This window comes from Rhizobium atlanticum, from assembly GCF_030182485.1.
In the GTDB taxonomy this organism is placed as follows: Bacteria; Pseudomonadota; Alphaproteobacteria; order Rhizobiales; family Rhizobiaceae; genus Rhizobium.
Window position 1 is genome coordinate 118,244 of record NZ_JAQJCJ010000019.1, and the last position, 16,841, is coordinate 135,084.

A 16,841-nucleotide genomic window follows, 5' to 3' on the forward strand; every position below is an offset into this window, starting at 1 on the left:
GGCCGTTTATGGGCTCGATGGTGAACTCAGCGGAGAACGAGCGACACGTCCAATCGAGATCCCCTCGCCGTAGTGCCGCCATAGAAATCAATCCAATCATGATCGTATAACAAGCGGATGCGAAGAATGAGATTGCTGGTTCTCCTTGCTGCGGCCCTGTTGCTGATGGCGGTGCATGCCCAAGCCCAAGTTTACGCGCCGTATGATGGATACGATGAATACGACGGCTATGGCTATGATGACCCTTACAGCCGCTATCCCCCTCCTCCATACTACGAGCCAGAACCTGGCTATCGGGAACCCTTTCCAGAACGTCGAGAGCGATCGACGCGCGTTGGAGGAACCATCGTCATCGCCACCCGTGAGCACACCCTTATCTACACGACGTCAGCGGGTGAGCAGTTTGCCTACCCTATCGCCGTCGGCCGCGAAGGCAAACAATGGTATGGGATAACGCGGGTCGTGTCGAAACGACTGCATCCCGAATGGCGGCCAACGGCCAGCATGCGCCAGAAGAACCCAAGGCTGCCGGCAGTAGTGAAGCCCGGGCCCGCAAACCCGCTTGGAACGCGGGCGATCTACCTTGCCGACGGACTGCTGCGCATCCATGGCACCAACGATCCCTCCTCCATCGGCACCAACGCATCAAGCGGATGCTTTCGGATGTACCGCGAGGATGTCGAGGAGCTTTACGACATGATCCAGCCGGGGACCCGCGTCATCGTCCAGCGGTGATCGGATGCCCTCTATCCAACACCGTACTGGAACCTAGCCGATGCACTCAAGTTCATGCTCGCAGGCGATGCGCAGAAGCGTTTCGCCATCCGCCTCGATCTCCTCGGATAAACGGATCGCCTCTTCACCGCCGGCGGGTACCATACCCTCGCCCTTTCCAAACGGCTTTGCGATCGGCTCCGCATCAACGCATTAACCCGGCTTTGTTGGAGCGGAAGCGGCGGCTGGAATCGACCCATTTCTGTCAATCGGAGTTAGTTCGTGGATTGCAGAAAGCTGCCGCTTATCACAACAGAGCGATGCCAGCTTCGCTACCGGCGCTGTTCCGAGCCCGACAGCCCCTGCGGCGAGACAGGTTTTCCGCTTACGGGGCTTATGCCGCACCTGGCCTTGGCAGCTTGCCACGCGCGTTGGACGAAACGGATTTCTGTGGCGATGGTTTCGCGGAACGGATCGGTTTGGTTGAAGTAGTCGCGGTCCAGACCGAGCTTTGCGCCGTCTGCATCGCCCTTGTAATAGGTGCCGAACAAATGATCCCAGATCGGGAAATAATTGGCGAAATTCTTGTCGTGATGTTCCCGCACTCGGGAGTGATGGATGAAGTGGTCGCGTGGTGACTGGATCACGTATTTGCCAAACCAGCCATGCCAGGGAATGGTACTGTGCTTGACCAGACCAATGGCGTTAAAGGTGATGGTCACGACGGCGAACTCGGCCGTTGGCAGGCCAATAAGCAGCGCCGGAACGACCATAATGGCCATGTTTATGGCCTTCTCCAGCGGATGCTCCCGCGACGAAGTCAGCCCGTTGAACTCTTCGGCTGCGTGGTGAAATTCGTGCAGCCGCCATAGCACGGGCAGCCGGTGCATCAACCTATGCTGCCAGTAGCTCAAGAAGTCTGTCAGCACCAGGAACAACAGGACATGTGCCCAGCCTGGCAACCTCCGGCCAAGGTCCAGGTGGGGGGCATCCTGAGCCGCGCGGGTGATGGCATAGGACAGACCAAAAGATGCGAGCGCCGCGAATAGCGTAATCATTCCCGTCGCCTGAAGGACGAAATAGACGATGTCGGTGATTGTGGATTTGCTGCGTTCGAAGAAAACCCGACGGAACCCGGAATTGCCGAACCCCACATAGGTGAGTTCCACCGCGAAAACCGTCAGAACCAGGCCAATGGAAATGGCGAAACTGAGCGCCATTGCCTTACCATTCAGATAATAAGTATTGTAAAAAAAGCTTCCAAGCTTGTGCAGGCAGTATTCGACCAGCACCATGGCACTGCTCCAAACACGAACCCGTACAGCTTAGTCCTGACGATACGCTTTTGGCAGATTGCTCAAAGGACGATCGGGGCGTCCTTTTTATGTATACCAGTGGTCGAAGTGCAGTCCCGGGAGGCATGCAGGAGGGTAGAGGAGCACTGAGAAAAAATTTCAACTGGCCGAAAGGCTCATAATAAAGAACTATCACGACGGGAACAAAAGGCTATGTACGGTGCGCGTTAGCATAGGGATGGAGGGTAAGTTGATGCTGTGTCGGGTCACGCTGGATCCTCGCTGAACTCATCGCCTGCGCCACGCTGACGGCCATCGACGGCGACACGCCAAGCGCGATGGGCAAACATGCGATTGCTCGGGGAAGGCGTTCCATTCATCAGCGGCATCGACACGCCGGAGATCGGGAGCCACGCAAAGTGTCTCAAGGAACGGAAGCTGGCGTTGATTGCCAACGGAAGGCTGAAAGAACTTTTGGCTAAAAAGGGATTGCGCGTCGTCTTCAGCGGCGCGGTGGACCGGACGCCATCGCACCGACCGCTCGTCAAGAGATCGGAGCCAAGATGCTCCGGGACGGATTCGCCCGGACATGGAGCCCGCTCAACGAAACGATTGGTGTGATTAATCCACGAAATACTTCGTGTTTGCGATCCTGCTTGATCAGGCGCGCTTCAGCCCTACCCTTCGCTTGCCAGGGAAATGAGGCTGTCATGATCCCATTGCCAATAGCACAGGCGCAGAACGTGCTGAATCACGCCGAACTGGCCCTTTGCCAGCGGGTCTTCGATCACGTCGTATTGGTGAAGAAGATCACCTCGGACCCGCAGCGCCAGGACCTAGCCTCTCGGATCATTCAGTCCTATCAGCACGGCGTGAAGGATGAGGACAGTTTGTTGAGCCTACTTATCGATGTTCGATCGTAGAACCGGACCACCGACCCCACGCCCCCTTCAATCTTGCCGGTCTTTGATCGTCTGACGACGGATACCCAAGAAGCCGTTCGTACTCGGCTTCCGGAGCGCCGTAACAACCATCGGCAACATCGAGGAGAATCTGGCGGTCCAAAATCTTGACGTTCCCTCGCGTCGACTTGATGGCGCGCATGCCCTCCAGGATATGCAGATGGTCGGTGACCCCAGATCGCCTCACGCCAAGCATCAACGCCAAAAACTCGTGAGTAACAGGCATATCGTCCACGAGAAGACGGTCATGGCACATAAGCAGCCATCTCGCGAGACGCTGGTGCATGTTGTATCGGCCCGCCGCCAATGCCGAGTAAGCCAGTTGCAGCTCCCGCGTGTGGACATAGCGGAGAAACATTAGACGAGTTGCTTCGTCGCGCAAAAGCGGCAGGAAGCGGCTGGTGGGCAGTTCCAGCCCGACCCCTGAAATCTGCATGAAAGCGCGGTTTGGCATCCGATCGACGCCGAGCACCACCGGATATCCGCTCATCCCCTCGTATCCAATCTGACCCACCTCGATGCCTATTCCGTTCGAAGCCACGGCCACCATTGACGCCAGACCGCTCTCGATAAAACAAACGTGCTCAATGGGTTGATTAGGTTCAACTAACGACCGGCGGACTGGAAGATCAACACGCTTCAGGTCTGATGCGATAAGATCAAAAGCCTCCTCTGGAAGTCTTCGCAGCAACTTGTTCCTGGTATCTTTTTGCGCGATTTTTGTCACAGCGTCGCCTCCGTGTGACTGCGTTGGCATACGTCCTTTGCCGATTCAGTCCCGTTCGCCCTCTTAAACGCACGAGCGAGGAAATCGATACGGTTGTAATCCCAATTGCTAATATGCTCCACCCAGCGGAACCTGCATGTGAAAACTTGGTTTGGCGACAAAATGCAGGGAATGCCACCTGTGTAAGCCTGGCCTGGAAAATGCCTCGTTCTCAGTCGCCAACCTGCAGGTGATTGCCAGACGCGGGAGCGCCTGGAGATGGGGAGTGCAGGCCGTTGTCGACCTACTATTTTCATATCAAACACGCTGATCACGTCGTGACTGATCCAGACGGTGAGACATTCCTGGACTTGGAAGCAGCAAGAGAAGAGGCCGGTGAAGCTCTCAGAGAGCTCGTTGGCAGGGCCATCCTATCCAATCAGAAAGAACTCCCGCAGGCGATCGAGATTCGGGACGCCCATGGTCAACTGGCTGCCGAAGTTCATATCGATGCGGCGATACCCCAGATCGCGCATCGAAACAGAGATCGATAGCGCCGCTATCCCAATTATCAGTTGATCTTCAAGGGAATACCGATTGCGTCTGGAACGGTTTTGCACCGTCCGTCCGTTGCTATCTCGCCCGCTCCTGGGCCGCGTCAGATTCATCTGCGAGGCGGCGCTTGGCGGCGGCCTCGATCTAAGTCGATCGGCGGCCGAGGAAGCTCCCGTTTCATATTTGAGCGGCTGGTCAGGGCCAATAGGCAACGTCCTGATCGGCGCATTCCTCCGGGCTCAATTCATTCCCCAACTCGCGCCAGTAGATTGGAGCGATCTTGTCGCAGTAGGTCTTGGGGTCCAGCCCGAACGGCCTGCGGCCCGAGCGGCAGTGGAACCTTACGCGTTGAAAGAACCGTTCGCAGAATTCCTCTTTGGTCATGCAAATAAACTTCGCGGGACCGAAGATCGTTTCAACTGAAGGTGCAGCAGCGCGGAACCTACCGGGCGGCCCCACACGCGCGAAGTTCGGCACGGAGCATATTCCCGGCCTTGCCGATGAAACGCGCTGACGGCCCCGTGGGCGGCAAGGCGGAGTATGCGGGCGTCATTGAAACCGATTTCGGCGGCGGTCGCAGCGTCCCAGTTTGTAACGACGCCTTCGACCTTTGGACCGACAGTTTTTCCGGCCGCCGTAGCTATCCGCTCATTTTTCTTAGAGTTTTTTGGTGAGAGCGTCGGGGTTCGAACCCGAGACCTACTGATTAAAAGTCAGTTGCTCTACCGGCTGAGCTACGCTCTCCCTCTCCGCGGGTGTGAGGCACCCCGGTTGGAAGTGGGCGGAACATAGGCAGGTGACCCATTGCGGTCAACCGAAAAATTCGGCTTTTGCAAAGCTAAGACACATTTCTCTGGCGCGCAAAGCCGGATTTCTCCGCAGGCGCAAAAAGGTGATTGGCAATCCCGCGCCTGCGACGCTAGGAACGGGACGCATATTGCAGCCGGAGAGAATGCGTGTCGATTGCCGATATTTCCCTGTGGAGCGCGTTGTTGGCAGGGGCGCTTTCCTTTCTTTCGCCCTGCGTGCTTCCCCTCGTCCCTCCCTATCTCTGCTATATGGCCGGCATATCGGTCGAGCAGTTCCGCGGCGGCGGCGCGGTGGCGGTCTCGCCTGATATCAGGCGCGGCGTGCTGTTTTCGGCGCTGCTCTTCACGCTCGGCTTTGCCACCGTCTTCGTGGCGCTCGGTGCCGGTGCGTCGAGCATCGGCATGGCGCTTCGCCAGCATCTCGACCTGCTCTCCAAGATCGGCGGGCTTGTTATCATCGTCATGGGGCTGAATTTCCTCGGCCTCTTCCGAATCGGCCTGCTTGCCCGCGAGGCGCGCTTCCAGGGCGGCGGCAAGCCGGCCACGCTGACCGGCGCCTATGTCATGGGCCTCGCCTTCGCCTTCGGCTGGACGCCCTGCATCGGTCCGGTGCTCGGCGCCATCCTCGGCGTCGCCGCCTCGCGCGAGACGGTTGGCTCCGGCGCCGGGCTGCTTGCCATCTATTCGCTCGGTCTTGCCATCCCCTTCTGGATCGCCGCCGGCTTTTCCGGCGCCTTCATGCGCTTCCTGTCACGCTTCCGCCGCCATCTCAGCACGGTGGAAAAGGTGATGGGCGTCTTCCTCATCCTCACCGGCCTCGCCTTCCTGCTCGGCTGGGTCAGCGATGTGGCGATCTGGTTCCAGCAGACCTTTCCGATCCTGATGCAAATCGGCTAGAAGAGATTCTTCCCCGCCAACCATCCCGCGCAACCGGACTTTTCCTTGGCCGACATCATCAGCCTGCTGCTGCCGTTCTTCGGCCTGATCCTGATCGGTTATGCCGCCGCCAAGGCGACGAAGCAGCCGGCCGAGGCGCTCGGCTGGCTGAACACCTTCATCATTTATGCCGCCCTGCCCGCTTTGTTCTTCAAGCTCGTCTCGCGCACGCCGATCGAAGAATTGACGCGGATCGATTTCATCGTCACCGATATCGCCGCGACCTATGCGGTCTTCATCCTGCTCTTTGTTATCGGCCGTTTCGTGCGTGGCAATCCGCTTGATGAATGCACCATCCAGTCCTTTGCCGGCGCCTATGGCAATATCGGTTATATGGGGCCGGGGCTGGCGCTGCTGGCGCTCGGCGAAACCGCTGCAGTGCCGGTGGCGCTGATCATCTGCTTCGAGAACGCGCTGCATTTCATCGTGGCGCCGGCACTGATGGCGGCAGCAGGCGACGACAAGCGTTCGGCTGGCCGGCTTGCCGCCGACATTGCCCGCAAGGTGGCGCTGCATCCCTTCATCCTGTCGACGGCGGCAGGCTTTGCTGTCGCCGCCTTCCACATCGATCAACCGCTGGCGTTCCAGCGGCTTGTCGACTATCTCGCCCAGGCTGCCGCACCCTGCGCCCTCTTCGCCATGGGCGTGACGTTGGCTCTGAGGCCGCTGAAGCGGATTCCGGCAGAAATTTCCTATATCGTGCCGGCGAAGCTGATCCTGCACCCGATCGCGGTTTTTGTCGCGCTGACCGCTGTCGGCGGTTTCGAGCCGGTCTGGATCCAGGCGGCCGTGCTGCTCGCCTGCCTGCCGACGGCGACCAATGTCTTCGTCATCGGCCAGCAATATGGCGTCTGGCAGGAACGCGCCTCGGCGACGATCCTGATCACGACAGCGCTTTCGGTGGCCAGCGTTTCGCTCTGGCTGATCGCGATCCGCTCAGGCCTTCTTCCGCTTCAGCTTTTCCTTTAAGCTATCGGGAATATCGCGGAAGCCCCGGCCGGGCTCGATGCCCTCGCGCATCAGGAGGTTGCGCAGCGGCGGAATGGCCGAGAGAATATGCAGGCCGGCAGCGCGCAGCATCTGAACGGGGAGGAAATCCGAGAGCAGCGAGCGGTTGAGCAGATCGACGCTCGCCGTGCGCGTCATGATGTCGGCGCGGCGACGGCGGTCGAAGCTTTCGCCGGCATCGGCCGGCAGCGGCAATTCCGCCCGGTCGCAGAGGATATCGGTGAGCGCCATGATATCGCGCAGGCTGAGGTTCAGCCCCTGCGCCCCGATCGGCGGGAAAACATGGGCGGCCTCGCCGATCAGCGCGATGCGCCCTTTGCCGAAACGATGAGCCATCATGCCAGAGAGCGGCCAGACCTGCACACCTTCCTCAACGCTCACCTTGCCCAGCATGGACTGCATCTGGGTCTCGACGAGAGAGCCCAGTTCGGCCAGCGGCAACTCCATGCGGGCGGCCGCGTCGGCCGGATCCTGCACCCAGACAAGGCTGGAGCGGCTACCCGGCAGCGGCACCTGGGTGAAAGGGCCGTGTTTGGTGTGGAATTCACTGGAGATATTTTGGTGCGGCAGCGAATGGGCGAAGTTCAGCACCATCGCCGATTGCGGGTAGGACCAGTTGCGCACGCCGATACCTGCCGCCTCGCGCAGCTTCGAGCCGCGGCCGTCGGCGCCAACGGCAAAATCGGCCGTCAGCACCTCGCCGCCGGCAAGCGTGAGCGACACTCGCTCGGCGGAGATGTCGATCGACTCGGCCATATCGGTGAAGCGGGTGACATTGCCCTCGCCGGCCGTGGCCGCTTCGAGGATATCGGTCAGCACCTTGTTGGGGAAATTGTAGCCGAAGGCGTCAAGACCGACCTCGGCGGCGCGGAAGGTGGTGGTTGGCGCGCGCAGCAGCCGGTCGGTGCCGTCGATGATTCGCATGCTGGTCAGCGGGGCTGCCGCCGACCTCAGTTTTTCCCAGAGCGTCAGGCGATCGAGGAAGCGGATCGACTGATCCATCAGCGCCGTGGTGCGCTGGTCCTCCTTTGTCGCAACAGGAGCCACCAGCGCCACGCTGCGGCCGCCGCGGCCAAGCGCAATGGCGGCGATCATGCCGGCGAGCCCGCCACCGATCACCGCGATTTCGAATGTCTTCATGCTATATTCCGCCATCGTAAAGAGGCGGGCCCGTCGCTTATGCGGCCGGCTTCGCCTGACGGCGCCAACTATAGCCCTTGCCGGCTTCGGCGTCACGCACGGCCGGCTGATAATGATGGGGAATGGCGGGCAGACGATTTTCGGCGAGCCGCTTCAGCGCCGTGGCGTTGGTCACGGCAAAGCTGTCGATGCCAACACGCAGCATCAGCGGCACCTGATCGATCAGCACGTCGCCGACGGCGCGCAGCTCGTTGCCGTAACCCAGACGCTGGCGCAGCAGCGAGGCATGGCTGAAGGCGCGGCCGTCGTTGAAGGCGGGAAAGGCAACCGCCACGATTGCAAGGCGGTCGAGGTAGGGCTCGAGCCGGCGCACGTCGTCTGCCGGCTTGATCAGCACGCCGAGGCCGACATCGTTGCTCTCGTCGGCCCTGGCGATCAGCTCGTCGAGGCCGAGCAGCGGCTTCTGCTCGCCTGTTGCCTTCACCTCATCGGTTTCGATCACCCAAGGATCGTTGTCGACAAAACCGGTTTCTCTCCAGATCTTCGTCATCATCCCCTCCTTATGCCGCTTCGGCGGCCGAGCCGTAGAGCGCATCCTTGAAAGGCTGCGGCCCGACGCGGCGATAGGCGGCGAGGAAGGTTTCGGACGGATCAAGCCGCAGGCCGAGATAGGTGTCGACGATCGTCTCGATCGCATCCGTCACCCGGTCCGGCTCGAAGCCGCGGCCGATGATTTCGCCGATCGAGGTATGTTCGTCGCCCGAACCGCCAAGCGTGATCTGGTAGAGTTCTGCGCCCTTCTTCTCGACACCGAGCAGGCCGATATGGCCGACATGGTGATGGCCGCAGGCATTGATGCAGCCGGAGATCTTGATTTTCAGCTCGCCGATCTCTGCCTGGCGCTCGGGACTGCCGAAACGGCGGGAGATTTCCTGCGCCACCGGAATGGAGCGCGCATTGGCGAGCGCGCAGTAATCCAGCCCCGGACAGGCAATGATATCAGTGATCAGGCCGGCATTGGCTTCGGCCAGTTTGATGGCGACGAGGCCGCGATAGACGGCTTCGAGATCGGCCAGCGCCACATGCGGCAGGATCAGGTTCTGCTCGTGGCTGACGCGGATCTCGTCGAAGCCATATTCCTCGGCAAGATCGGCAATCGCATCCATCTGCGCGTCAGTGGCGTCGCCCGGAATGCCGCCGATCGGCTTCAGCGAGATCGTCACCATGCCGTAATCGGGGTTCTTGTGCGGCTGCACGTTCTGCTGGACCCAGCGGGCGAAAGCCGGATCGGCCTTCTTCCAGCGGGCGAGGTTTTCCCAGCCTTCGGCGCGCTCGGGCAGATCAGGCAGCGCGAAATAGGCGGCGATTGCCTCGACATCCTTTTCCGGCAGCTTGAGCTCCGTATCCTTCAGCGAGGCGAATTCGGCTTCAATCTGGCGCGTCAGCTCCTCGGTTCCGGTTTCGTGAACGAGGATCTTGATGCGGGCCTTGTACTTGTTGTCGCGCCTTCCGTGCAGATTGTACACGCGCACGATCGCCGTGGTGTAGGAGAGCAGGTCTTCCTCGGGCAGGAAGTCGCGGATCAGCTTGGCGATCATCGGCGTGCGGCCCTGGCCGCCGCCAACATAGACGGCAAAGCCGATCTCGCCCTTGTCGTTCTTCTTCAGGTGCAGGCCGATATCATGGACCTGAATGGCGGCGCGGTCGCGCTCGGCGCCGGTCACGGCGATCTTGAACTTGCGCGGCAGGAAGGAGAATTCCGGATGAACGGACGACCACTGGCGCAGGATTTCCGCATAGGGCCTGGGATCTGCGACCTCGTCGGCGGCGGCACCGGCGAAGTGGTCGGCCGTGACGTTCCGGATGCAGTTGCCCGAGGTCTGCAGCGCATGCATCTCGACGCTGGCAAGATCGGCCAGCGCATCGGGAATGTCAGACAGCTTCGGCCAGTTGAACTGCAGGTTCTGGCGCGTGGTGAAATGGCCATAGCCGCGGTCATAGGTGCGGGCGATATGGGCGAGCATGCGCAGCTGGCGCGCGCTCAGCGTGCCGTAGGGAATGGCGATGCGCAGCATGTAGGCGTGAAGCTGCAGGTAGACGCCGTTCATCAGGCGCAGCGGCTTGAACGCATCCTCGGCCAGCTCGCCGGAAAGGCGGCGCTGAACCTGGTCGCGGAACTGCTCGACGCGCTCGCTGACAAAGGCATGATCAAATTCGTCGTAACGGTACATCGTCTTCCTCAGACTGCAATGAATTCGGGATCGGCAGGAGCGTAGCCCGGTGCGTATTCCATGGTCGGCCCTTGCGCGCGGATGCGCTCGCGAAGGCGAAGCGGCCACAGAATGCCATTGGTTTCCTGAACGTCGATGACGGCCACGTCAACGACCTCATTATCGGCATAGGACTTTTTGCCAATCGCTTCCAATGCTTCGACGGCTTCGTTGTGACGGGCGACAAGCGCCTCCTGCAGCGAGGTCGACCATTTGCCGTTGGCATCCAGCCAGACGGCAATGCCGTCCGTCAGCCGGTTGGCGGTCAGGACCTTGTCACCCATATTCAGCTCCTTGCAAGTTCCTCAAGCCGGGCGTTCTCGCGCATCAGCGGCTCGGACAGTTCGAAATTGGCGCCGGCGACCGCATCGCCGATAATGACCATCACAGGGCCAGTCAGCTCGTCGCGGTGCTGCAGATCGGGCAGATCGGCAAGGGTGCCGTGCAGCAGCCGGCGCTCGGTGCGGCTGGCATTCTCGATGACGGCAACCGTGGTCTCCGTGGGAATGCCGGCCTGCATCAGCCGCTCGGCGACCGAGGCGGCAACCGTGCGGCCCATGTAAACGGCGATCGTCGCGCCCGAGACGGCAAGGCTTGCCCAATCGGGCAGCACGTCGCCGGTGAGATCATGGCCTGTCGTGAAGACGAGCGAGGAGGCGACGCCGCGGAGCGTCAGCGGCAGCTCGAAATCGGCAGCAGCAGCGAAGGCCGAGGTGATGCCGGGCACGACCTCATAGGTGACGCCGGCGGCGCGCAACGCCGCCATTTCTTCCCCTGCCCGGCCATAGACCAGCGGATCGCCCGATTTCAAGCGGACGACGCGCTTGCCCTGACGGCCTAGTTCGACGAGAAGCTCGTTGATCTCTTCCTGGGACTTCGAATGGCAGCCCTTGCGTTTCCCGACGGAAAGCCGCTCGGCATCGCGGCGGCCCATATCGACGATTGTCTGCGGCACGAGCGCATCGTAGACGATGACATCGGCTTCCATCATCACGCGCTGGGCGCGCAGCGTCAGCAGATCTTCAGCCCCCGGACCGGCGCCGACAAGCCATACATGGCCGGCGACCTTGTCCACTGAACCCAGCAGCCGGTCGGCAGCGTGGCGGGCCTGCGGCAGGTTGCCGTTGGTGACTGCGTCGGCAACAGGGCCGGAGAAGAACCGGCGCCAGAACACCCGGCGGGAGACGCCACGCGGAACGATCTGTTCGACCGATTTGCGATAGCTCGTCGCCAGCGCGGCCAGGCGCCCGAGCGAAGGAGAGAGAAGCTGGTCGATCTGGGCGCGGATCATCTGCGCCAGCACCGGCCCTGCCCCTTCAGTACCGATCGCAACGGCGACCGGAGCGCGATTGACGAGCGCCGGCGTGAAGAAATCGCAGTAATCGGGCTGATCGACGGCATTGGCCGGGATCTTCGCGGCACGCGCGGCGTCGACGATGCAGCGATCTTGGGCCTCATCGCCGGTGGCGGCAAAGACCAGGGCCGCACCCTCGACCTGGCCGGCGGAAAAGCCGGCGCGCACCGTCTCGATGCGATTGGCGATCAGCAAAGCATGATAATCGGCTTGCGGCCGGTCGGTATAGGCGACGATCCTTGCCCTCGTGTTCAAGAGCAGCCGCACCTTGGCGAAAGCCTCGTCGCCATTGCCGAAGACAGCCGTCTTCTGGCCTTCCACGCGAAAGAAGGCTGGAAATACCGAAAGCTGCTCAGTCTTGGGAGACATTACCAATCCACTTCGAAGTTGCCAGAATATGCCCGTGATCGACAAGCGATTGAAGGAACAGAAATCCGAAAGCCCCGGCAAGCGCGTATTCTTTTGCTCGCCTCATCGGCGATTTGAGAAAAGTCAACCGTGCTGACGACAACCACCTGTTCCCACTCTCTTTGTTGCGGTGCAGTGTAAAGCCTGTGACAAACAACGTCCACCGGCGTTTGCCGCATTTCGCTCGTGCCGCCAAGACGATAGACTGAAAGAAAAACCGGAGACATCAATGGCTGACAAGACCATCGCCGCCCGCCTGCTTTCGGTCATCGAGGACGATATCCTGCCGCTGACTGAACGCGGCGTCTCCTTGGGCAACAAGGTGTTCGGCGCGGCGATCCTGCGCAAATCGGATCTGTCGTTCGTCGTCGCCGAGACCAATAACGAGCTCGACAATCCGCTCTGGCATGGCGAGGTGCACACGCTGAAGCGCTTCTACGAGCTTGGCGACAAGCCGGCGACCAAGGAGCTGATCTTCCTGTCGACGCACGAACCCTGCACCATGTGCATGTCGGCGATCACTTGGGCGGGGTTCGACAATTTCTACTATTTGTTCAGCCACGAGGACTCGCGCGATGCCTTCGCCATTCCGCACGACCTGAAGATCCTGAAAGAGGTCTTCGGGCTTGAACCCGGCGGCTATCGCAGGCAGAACGCCTTCTGGAACAGTTTTGCAATCGCCGATCTGGTCGAGACCGAGGAGGTTTCTCGGAAAACGGAGCTGAAGGCGCAGACCGCCCGCATCAAGGCGCGCTACGACGCGCTGTCTTCCACCTATCAATCGTCGAAGAGCGACAACGACATTCCCCTGAACTGAGGCCGCCAACCGAGGCAACATGGAACCTTCGAAAAATATTTCGCGACTGATCGATATCATGGCAGCGCTACGCCATCCCGAGACCGGTTGCCCCTGGGACATCGAGCAGACCTTCGAAACGATCAAGCCCTATACGATCGAGGAAGCCTATGAGGTCTCCGACGCGATCGAGCGCGGCGATATGGACGATCTTTGCGACGAACTCGGCGACCTGTTGCTGCAGGTGGTCTTCCACGCGCGCATGGCCGAGGAAGCCGGCGAATTTTCCTTCGGCGACGTGGTCAACGCCATCACCACCAAAATGATCCGCCGCCACCCGCACGTCTTTGCCCGCTCGGCCGCCGATACACCTGATGCAGTGAAGATCCAATGGGACGAAATCAAACAGGCCGAAAAACGCGAGCGCGCCGAGCGCCGGGCCAGGCGCGGCATCACCGAGGATTTCAAGGGTGGCTTCCTTGGCTCGGTGCAGCGCAGTTTTCCGGCTCTGACCGAGGCGCTGAAGCTGCAGGAACGCGCCGCCAAAGTCGGCTTCGACTGGTCGGCCCCCGAGCCGATCCTCGACAAGATCGAGGAAGAGATCGGAGAATTAAGGGCGGCACTTCGCGACGGCGACCGCGCCAAGGTTAGCGACGAACTCGGCGACCTTATCTTCGCGGTCGTCAATATCGGCCGGCATGTCAAGGCTGACCCGGAACAGGCGCTGCGCGGTACGAACACAAAATTCCGTCGTCGCTTCGGCCATATAGAGAATGTTCTTAAAGCAGAAGGCGAGACGCTGGAGGATGCGACGCTGGAGCGGATGGAGGAAATCTGGCAGGCGGCCAAGGCGATCGAGCGGGCTGTGACGGCAGCCCCACCCTCCGTCATGCTCGGCCTTGAGCCGAGCATCTACACCGCATCCACCAGCGCCAGTGGCATGGATCCTCGGCTCAAGGCCGAGGATGACGGAGACTGAGGTTGCTTCTCGCTAAACTAGAGGCGGACTGAGGAGCAACGCATTGCCACGAGTCCCTTCTCCCCAGCGGGGAGAAGATGCCGGCAGGCAGATGAGGGGGCGAGCGACGATAGGAGCGAGGCACCGAGCGCAAGCGAAGGGCAGCAATGGATGCTCTGCTGTGCGGCCCCCTCATCCGACCCTTCGGGCCACCGCCTGGGGTCGAGCCGCGGGTCTCGACCCGTCCTTCGGACCCCCGCTGGGGAAAAGGGAAAAAGCCCGCCTTACCGCTCCCAATCCTCTTTAGCAGGCTTCGGGCCGTTGCCGATGCGTCGCTCGAGCTCCGCGGCCTCGGTTTCGGACAGGCGCAGATCGAGCGTGATCGAGCCGTCCTCATTGTCCTCGCGGCCGTCGACGATCGCGTGGTCGTAGAGCCAGGGCAGCAGCGCCAGCTTGTCGACGGGAAGGCGGATCGTGGTTTCGGTCATCACGCCGGAGAGCCTACGGCTGATCTCTTCCATCAGCGTGTCGACGCCCTCGCCGCTGACGGCCGACACTGCGATGACGTTACTGGCGCCGGCCGCCCTCTGCACCATGGCGTCGTGAACCTCAGGCTCCAGCCGGTCGATCTTGTTCCACACCTCGATCAGCCGCTTCTCCGCTTCGGCCTCGTCAATGCCGAGGTCGCCGAGAATGCGCATCACATCGGAGCTCTGCGCCTGATTGTCGGGATCGGACATGTCGCGGACGTGCAGGATGAGGTCGGCTTCCAGCACCTCTTCCAGGGTGGCACGGAAGGCGGCGACGAGATGGGTCGGCAGGTCCGAGATGAAACCGACCGTGTCGGACAGAATGACGGTGCGGCCATGCGGCAGCTTCATGCGGCGCAGCGTCGGGTCGAGCGTGGCAAAGAGCATGTCTTCGGCCAGCACGCCGGCGCCGGTAATGCGGTTGAAGAGAGTCGATTTGCCGGCATTGGTGTAACCGACGAGCGCCACGATCGGATGCGGCACCTTGCGTCGCTTCGCCCTGTGCAGCTGGCGGGTGCGCACGACCTGCTCCAGCTCGCGTTCGAGCTTGATGATGCGGTCTTGCAGCAGCCGCCGGTCGGCTTCGATCTGGGTTTCGCCGGGGCCACCCATGAAACCGCCACCGCCGCGCTGGCGTTCGAGGTGGGTCCAGCTGCGGACCAGCCGGCCCTTCTGATAATTCAGATGGGCCAGATCGACCTGCAGCGTGCCTTCCTTGGTGGAGGCGCGGCGCCCGAAGATTTCGAGGATCAGGCCCGTGCGGTCGATAACCTTGGCGTTCCATTCCTTTTCAAGATTGCGCTGCTGTACCGGCGTCAGCGGATGATCGACGATGACGAGACCGGAATCGCGCTCATCCAGCAGCGCCTTGATCTCCTCGATCTTGCCGGTGCCGAGCAGCGTCGCCGGTCTCGGATCGTTGACCGGAACGATCGAGCCGTTGACGACGTCGAGGTCGATCGCTTGGGCAAGGCCCGTCGCCTCTTCCAGCCGGCTTTCAGGGGTGCGGGTCGAGGCCGATTCGGTCTGGCCGCCGCGGTTGCGCGATTTCAGAACCGGCACGACGACGGTCGCGCGCATATCGTCCCTGTGCTTGGCGGCCTCAGGGATGATCGAATCGTTCTTGGTATCGCGTGTCGAAATGACGGCTGATCCTGTTAGGACGCGGCTTCTTCACTCTCGAACATCTGCATCGGCTGACCGGGCATGATCGTCGAGATCGCATGTTTATACACGAGCTGCGAGTGGCCGTCACGGCGAAGCAGAACACAGAAATTATCGAAGGAAGTAACAACGCCGGTGAGTTTCACGCCGTTGATCAGAAAGATTGTCAGGGAAATCTTTTGCTTGCGAACAGTATTGAGAAATAAGTCCTGCAGATTCTGAGAACGTTCCGCCATCGCGCCGCTTCTTTCTTTATTGCCGACCCGAGTTGGCCGGTAGAATATCAATCAACCTCTCCATGCAAGACCGGCAGCACCCTCGTTCCGCCAGTCCAGCAAATCTTGGTATCAAATCGCAATCTTTTCCGCAACGTCGAAAAAGGCTTCGCGGATTTTCTGCGAGACACTGCCCGGATGGCCGTTGGCAATAGGCAGGCCATCGACGGAAACGACCGGAAAACAGATGCTTGTGGCTGCAGTGAGGAAGACCTCGCGGGCCGCGAGCATTTCGGAAACAGAGAAATTCCGCTCTACGATCGGCAATCCGAGCTTGGCCGCGACATCGATCAAAGTGGTGCGGGTGATGCCCCGCAGGATGCCGTGTTCGGCCGGCCGAGTTATCAGCGTTCCATCCGAATCGACCATCCAGACATTGGTCGCCGCCCCTTCTTTTACCATGCCGTCGCCGTCGACATAGATCGCCTCCTGAGCGCCGGCTTCCTTGGCCTGCTGGCGGGCCATGGCATTCGGCAGCAGGCCGACGGATTTGATGTCAACGCGGTCCCAGCGGTTGTCGGTGACAGTGATCGCCTTGATGCCGTTGGCATTCTTGGCGGCGATGATCTTCGGATCGGTGCTCTTTGCGGTGATGACGAGCGAGGGCGGCGTGCCCTCGGCCGGGAAGACATGGTCGCGGCGGGCGACACCGCGCGTCACCTGCAGGTAGAAGAGCCCGTTGCGGACATGGTTGCGGCGCAGCGTCTCGCGAATAACCTGCGTCAGCGCGGCCCGGCCCATCGGCCAGGCGATGCTGAGTTCCCCGAGCGAACGGTCGAGACGGTTCAGATGGCGGGTAAGGTCGACGATATAGCCGTGGCGGATCTCGCAGACCTCATAGACGCCGTCGGCGAATTGATAGCCGCGGTCCTCGATATGCACGCTCGCATCGGAATGCTTGACGTAACGGCCATTCACATAAGCGATTCGCGGCATGGGAAACTGATCTTCTGGCAAGCGA

18 protein-coding genes, 1 tRNA gene and 3 pseudogenes are annotated in these 16,841 nt (G+C 61.0%); 9 read left to right on the plus strand and 13 right to left on the minus strand.

The annotated features are described in order from the left end of the window. The first annotated feature begins 126 nt into the window (after positions 1 to 126). On the plus strand, positions 127 to 735 hold the full coding sequence (locus tag PH551_RS25180; protein WP_285195467.1) for a L,D-transpeptidase: 609 nt from the start codon (positions 127 to 129) through the stop codon (positions 733 to 735). Positions 736 to 774: 39 nt separating this feature from the next. Here PH551_RS25180 and PH551_RS25185 read toward each other — a convergent pair. Continuing rightward, positions 775 to 885, minus strand: a pseudogene (locus PH551_RS25185) (non-homologous end-joining DNA ligase); the annotation flags it as partial. A gap of 161 nt (positions 886 to 1,046) precedes the next feature. Further along, on the minus strand, positions 1,047 to 2,009 hold the full coding sequence (locus tag PH551_RS25190) for a sterol desaturase family protein (protein WP_285195468.1): 963 nt from the start codon (positions 2,007 to 2,009) through the stop codon (positions 1,047 to 1,049). Between the two features lie 275 nt (positions 2,010 to 2,284). On the opposite strand from PH551_RS25190, the pseudogene PH551_RS25195 reads away from it, so the two are divergent. Both PH551_RS25195 and PH551_RS25200 read left to right on the plus strand, forming a co-directional pair. Further along, positions 2,285 to 2,634: pseudogene (locus tag PH551_RS25195) on the plus strand (thermonuclease family protein). An 85-nt stretch (positions 2,635 to 2,719) separates the two neighbouring features. Beyond that, a complete protein-coding gene (locus tag PH551_RS25200; protein WP_285195469.1) occupies positions 2,720 to 2,932 on the plus strand; it encodes a hypothetical protein in 213 nt (70 codons plus the stop codon). Here PH551_RS25200 and PH551_RS25205 read toward each other — a convergent pair. Further along, on the minus strand, positions 2,913 to 3,698 hold the full coding sequence (locus PH551_RS25205; RefSeq protein ID WP_285195470.1) for a Crp/Fnr family transcriptional regulator: 786 nt from the start codon (positions 3,696 to 3,698) through the stop codon (positions 2,913 to 2,915). The genes PH551_RS25200 and PH551_RS25205 overlap by 20 nt on opposite strands. A 275-nt stretch (positions 3,699 to 3,973) precedes the next feature. Here PH551_RS25205 and PH551_RS25210 point away from each other — a divergent pair, with 275 nt between their 5' ends. Beyond that, positions 3,974 to 4,231 carry a DUF6894 family protein gene (locus tag PH551_RS25210; protein WP_183703136.1) on the plus strand — a complete coding sequence of 86 codons (258 nt, stop codon included), beginning with the start codon at positions 3,974 to 3,976 and terminating at the stop codon, positions 4,229 to 4,231. A gap of 196 nt (positions 4,232 to 4,427) precedes the next feature. On the opposite strand, the gene PH551_RS25215 is transcribed toward PH551_RS25210, so the two are convergent. Next, positions 4,428 to 4,616 (minus strand): hypothetical protein, encoded by a 189-nt coding sequence (locus tag PH551_RS25215; protein WP_285195471.1) that lies wholly within the window; start codon positions 4,614 to 4,616, stop codon positions 4,428 to 4,430. Positions 4,617 to 4,732: 116 nt separating this feature from the next. Here PH551_RS25215 and PH551_RS25220 point away from each other — a divergent pair, with 116 nt between their 5' ends. Next, entirely contained in the window at positions 4,733 to 4,906 is a 174-nt protein-coding gene (locus tag PH551_RS25220) for a hypothetical protein (protein WP_285195472.1), read from the plus strand. Here PH551_RS25220 and PH551_RS25225 read toward each other — a convergent pair. Then, positions 4,901 to 4,976 (minus strand) — tRNA-Lys (locus PH551_RS25225). The genes PH551_RS25220 and PH551_RS25225 overlap by 6 nt on opposite strands. Positions 4,977 to 5,188: 212 nt before the next feature. Between PH551_RS25225 and PH551_RS25230 the strand changes: the two genes are divergently transcribed. Continuing rightward, a complete protein-coding gene (locus PH551_RS25230; RefSeq protein ID WP_285195473.1) occupies positions 5,189 to 5,938 on the plus strand; it encodes a cytochrome c biogenesis CcdA family protein in 750 nt (249 codons plus the stop codon). Between the two features lie 45 nt (positions 5,939 to 5,983). Continuing rightward, positions 5,984 to 6,946 carry an AEC family transporter gene (locus PH551_RS25235; RefSeq protein ID WP_285195474.1) on the plus strand — a complete coding sequence of 321 codons (963 nt, stop codon included), beginning with the start codon at positions 5,984 to 5,986 and terminating at the stop codon, positions 6,944 to 6,946. On the opposite strand, the gene PH551_RS25240 is transcribed toward PH551_RS25235, so the two are convergent. Genes PH551_RS25240 through cysG form a run of 5 tightly spaced genes read right to left on the minus strand, consistent with a single transcriptional unit; the run spans position 6,914 to position 12,118 of the window. Continuing rightward, positions 6,914 to 8,125 (minus strand): UbiH/UbiF family hydroxylase, encoded by a 1,212-nt coding sequence (locus PH551_RS25240; RefSeq protein WP_285195475.1) that lies wholly within the window; start codon positions 8,123 to 8,125, stop codon positions 6,914 to 6,916. The genes PH551_RS25235 and PH551_RS25240 overlap by 33 nt on opposite strands. A 37-nt stretch (positions 8,126 to 8,162) precedes the next feature. Beyond that, the gene (locus tag PH551_RS25245; protein ID WP_085778081.1) at positions 8,163 to 8,675 is read right to left on the minus strand and encodes a DUF934 domain-containing protein; all 513 of its coding nucleotides are present in this window, start codon (positions 8,673 to 8,675) and stop codon (positions 8,163 to 8,165) included. A 10-nt stretch (positions 8,676 to 8,685) separates the two neighbouring features. Beyond that, on the minus strand, positions 8,686 to 10,356 hold the full coding sequence (locus PH551_RS25250; RefSeq protein ID WP_285195476.1) for a nitrite/sulfite reductase: 1,671 nt from the start codon (positions 10,354 to 10,356) through the stop codon (positions 8,686 to 8,688). 8 nt (positions 10,357 to 10,364) lie between these two features. After that, the gene (locus tag PH551_RS25255; RefSeq protein ID WP_221113323.1) at positions 10,365 to 10,679 is read right to left on the minus strand and encodes a DUF2849 domain-containing protein; all 315 of its coding nucleotides are present in this window, start codon (positions 10,677 to 10,679) and stop codon (positions 10,365 to 10,367) included. A 2-nt stretch (positions 10,680 to 10,681) separates the two neighbouring features. Further along, positions 10,682 to 12,118, minus strand: a complete 1,437-nt coding sequence (gene cysG / locus PH551_RS25260) for a siroheme synthase CysG (protein WP_285195477.1) — start codon at positions 12,116 to 12,118, stop codon at positions 10,682 to 10,684. A gap of 268 nt (positions 12,119 to 12,386) precedes the next feature. On the opposite strand from cysG, the gene PH551_RS25265 reads away from it, so the two are divergent. After that, entirely contained in the window at positions 12,387 to 12,974 is a 588-nt protein-coding gene (locus PH551_RS25265; RefSeq protein ID WP_285195478.1) for a nucleoside deaminase, read from the plus strand. 19 nt (positions 12,975 to 12,993) lie between these two features. Further along, positions 12,994 to 13,827, plus strand: a pseudogene (gene mazG / locus PH551_RS25270) (nucleoside triphosphate pyrophosphohydrolase); the annotation flags it as partial. A gap of 368 nt (positions 13,828 to 14,195) precedes the next feature. Here the strand turns inward: mazG and hflX are convergent. The 3 genes from hflX to PH551_RS25285 form a co-directional block, all read right to left on the minus strand. Then, positions 14,196 to 15,521, minus strand: coding sequence for a GTPase HflX (gene hflX / locus PH551_RS25275; RefSeq protein ID WP_221113320.1), 1,326 nt, complete (start codon positions 15,519 to 15,521; stop codon positions 14,196 to 14,198). 77 nt (positions 15,522 to 15,598) lie between these two features. Then, on the minus strand, positions 15,599 to 15,841 hold the full coding sequence (gene hfq / locus PH551_RS25280; RefSeq protein WP_003539403.1) for an RNA chaperone Hfq: 243 nt from the start codon (positions 15,839 to 15,841) through the stop codon (positions 15,599 to 15,601). Between the two features lie 111 nt (positions 15,842 to 15,952). Continuing rightward, the gene (locus PH551_RS25285; RefSeq protein WP_285195479.1) at positions 15,953 to 16,816 is read right to left on the minus strand and encodes a D-amino-acid transaminase; all 864 of its coding nucleotides are present in this window, start codon (positions 16,814 to 16,816) and stop codon (positions 15,953 to 15,955) included. Between the last annotated feature and the right edge of the window lie 25 nt (positions 16,817 to 16,841).

Excerpts from the sequence above, each read along its gene's own strand:
- PH551_RS25285 (WP_285195479.1), bottom strand. The coding sequence starts at position 16,816 with ATGCCGCGAATCGCTTATGTGAATGGCCGTTACGTCAAGCATTCCGAT.
- PH551_RS25180 (WP_285195467.1), top strand. The coding sequence starts at position 127 with ATGAGATTGCTGGTTCTCCTTGCTGCGGCCCTGTTGCTGATGGCGGTG.
- PH551_RS25200 (WP_285195469.1), top strand. The coding sequence starts at position 2,720 with ATGATCCCATTGCCAATAGCACAGGCGCAGAACGTGCTGAATCACGCC.
- hfq (WP_003539403.1), bottom strand. The coding sequence starts at position 15,841 with ATGGCGGAACGTTCTCAGAATCTGCAGGACTTATTTCTCAATACTGTT.
- PH551_RS25245 (WP_085778081.1), bottom strand. The coding sequence starts at position 8,675 with ATGACGAAGATCTGGAGAGAAACCGGTTTTGTCGACAACGATCCTTGG.
- hflX (WP_221113320.1), bottom strand. The coding sequence starts at position 15,521 with ATGCGCGCGACCGTCGTCGTGCCGGTTCTGAAATCGCGCAACCGCGGC.
- PH551_RS25190 (WP_285195468.1), bottom strand. The coding sequence starts at position 2,009 with ATGGTGCTGGTCGAATACTGCCTGCACAAGCTTGGAAGCTTTTTTTAC.
- cysG (WP_285195477.1), bottom strand. The coding sequence starts at position 12,118 with ATGTCTCCCAAGACTGAGCAGCTTTCGGTATTTCCAGCCTTCTTTCGC.
- PH551_RS25255 (WP_221113323.1), bottom strand. The coding sequence starts at position 10,679 with ATGGGTGACAAGGTCCTGACCGCCAACCGGCTGACGGACGGCATTGCC.
- PH551_RS25265 (WP_285195478.1), top strand. The coding sequence starts at position 12,387 with ATGGCTGACAAGACCATCGCCGCCCGCCTGCTTTCGGTCATCGAGGAC.
- PH551_RS25220 (WP_285195472.1), top strand. The coding sequence starts at position 4,733 with ATGAAACGCGCTGACGGCCCCGTGGGCGGCAAGGCGGAGTATGCGGGC.
- PH551_RS25250 (WP_285195476.1), bottom strand. The coding sequence starts at position 10,356 with ATGTACCGTTACGACGAATTTGATCATGCCTTTGTCAGCGAGCGCGTC.
- PH551_RS25240 (WP_285195475.1), bottom strand. The coding sequence starts at position 8,125 with ATGAAGACATTCGAAATCGCGGTGATCGGTGGCGGGCTCGCCGGCATG.
- PH551_RS25215 (WP_285195471.1), bottom strand. The coding sequence starts at position 4,616 with ATGACCAAAGAGGAATTCTGCGAACGGTTCTTTCAACGCGTAAGGTTC.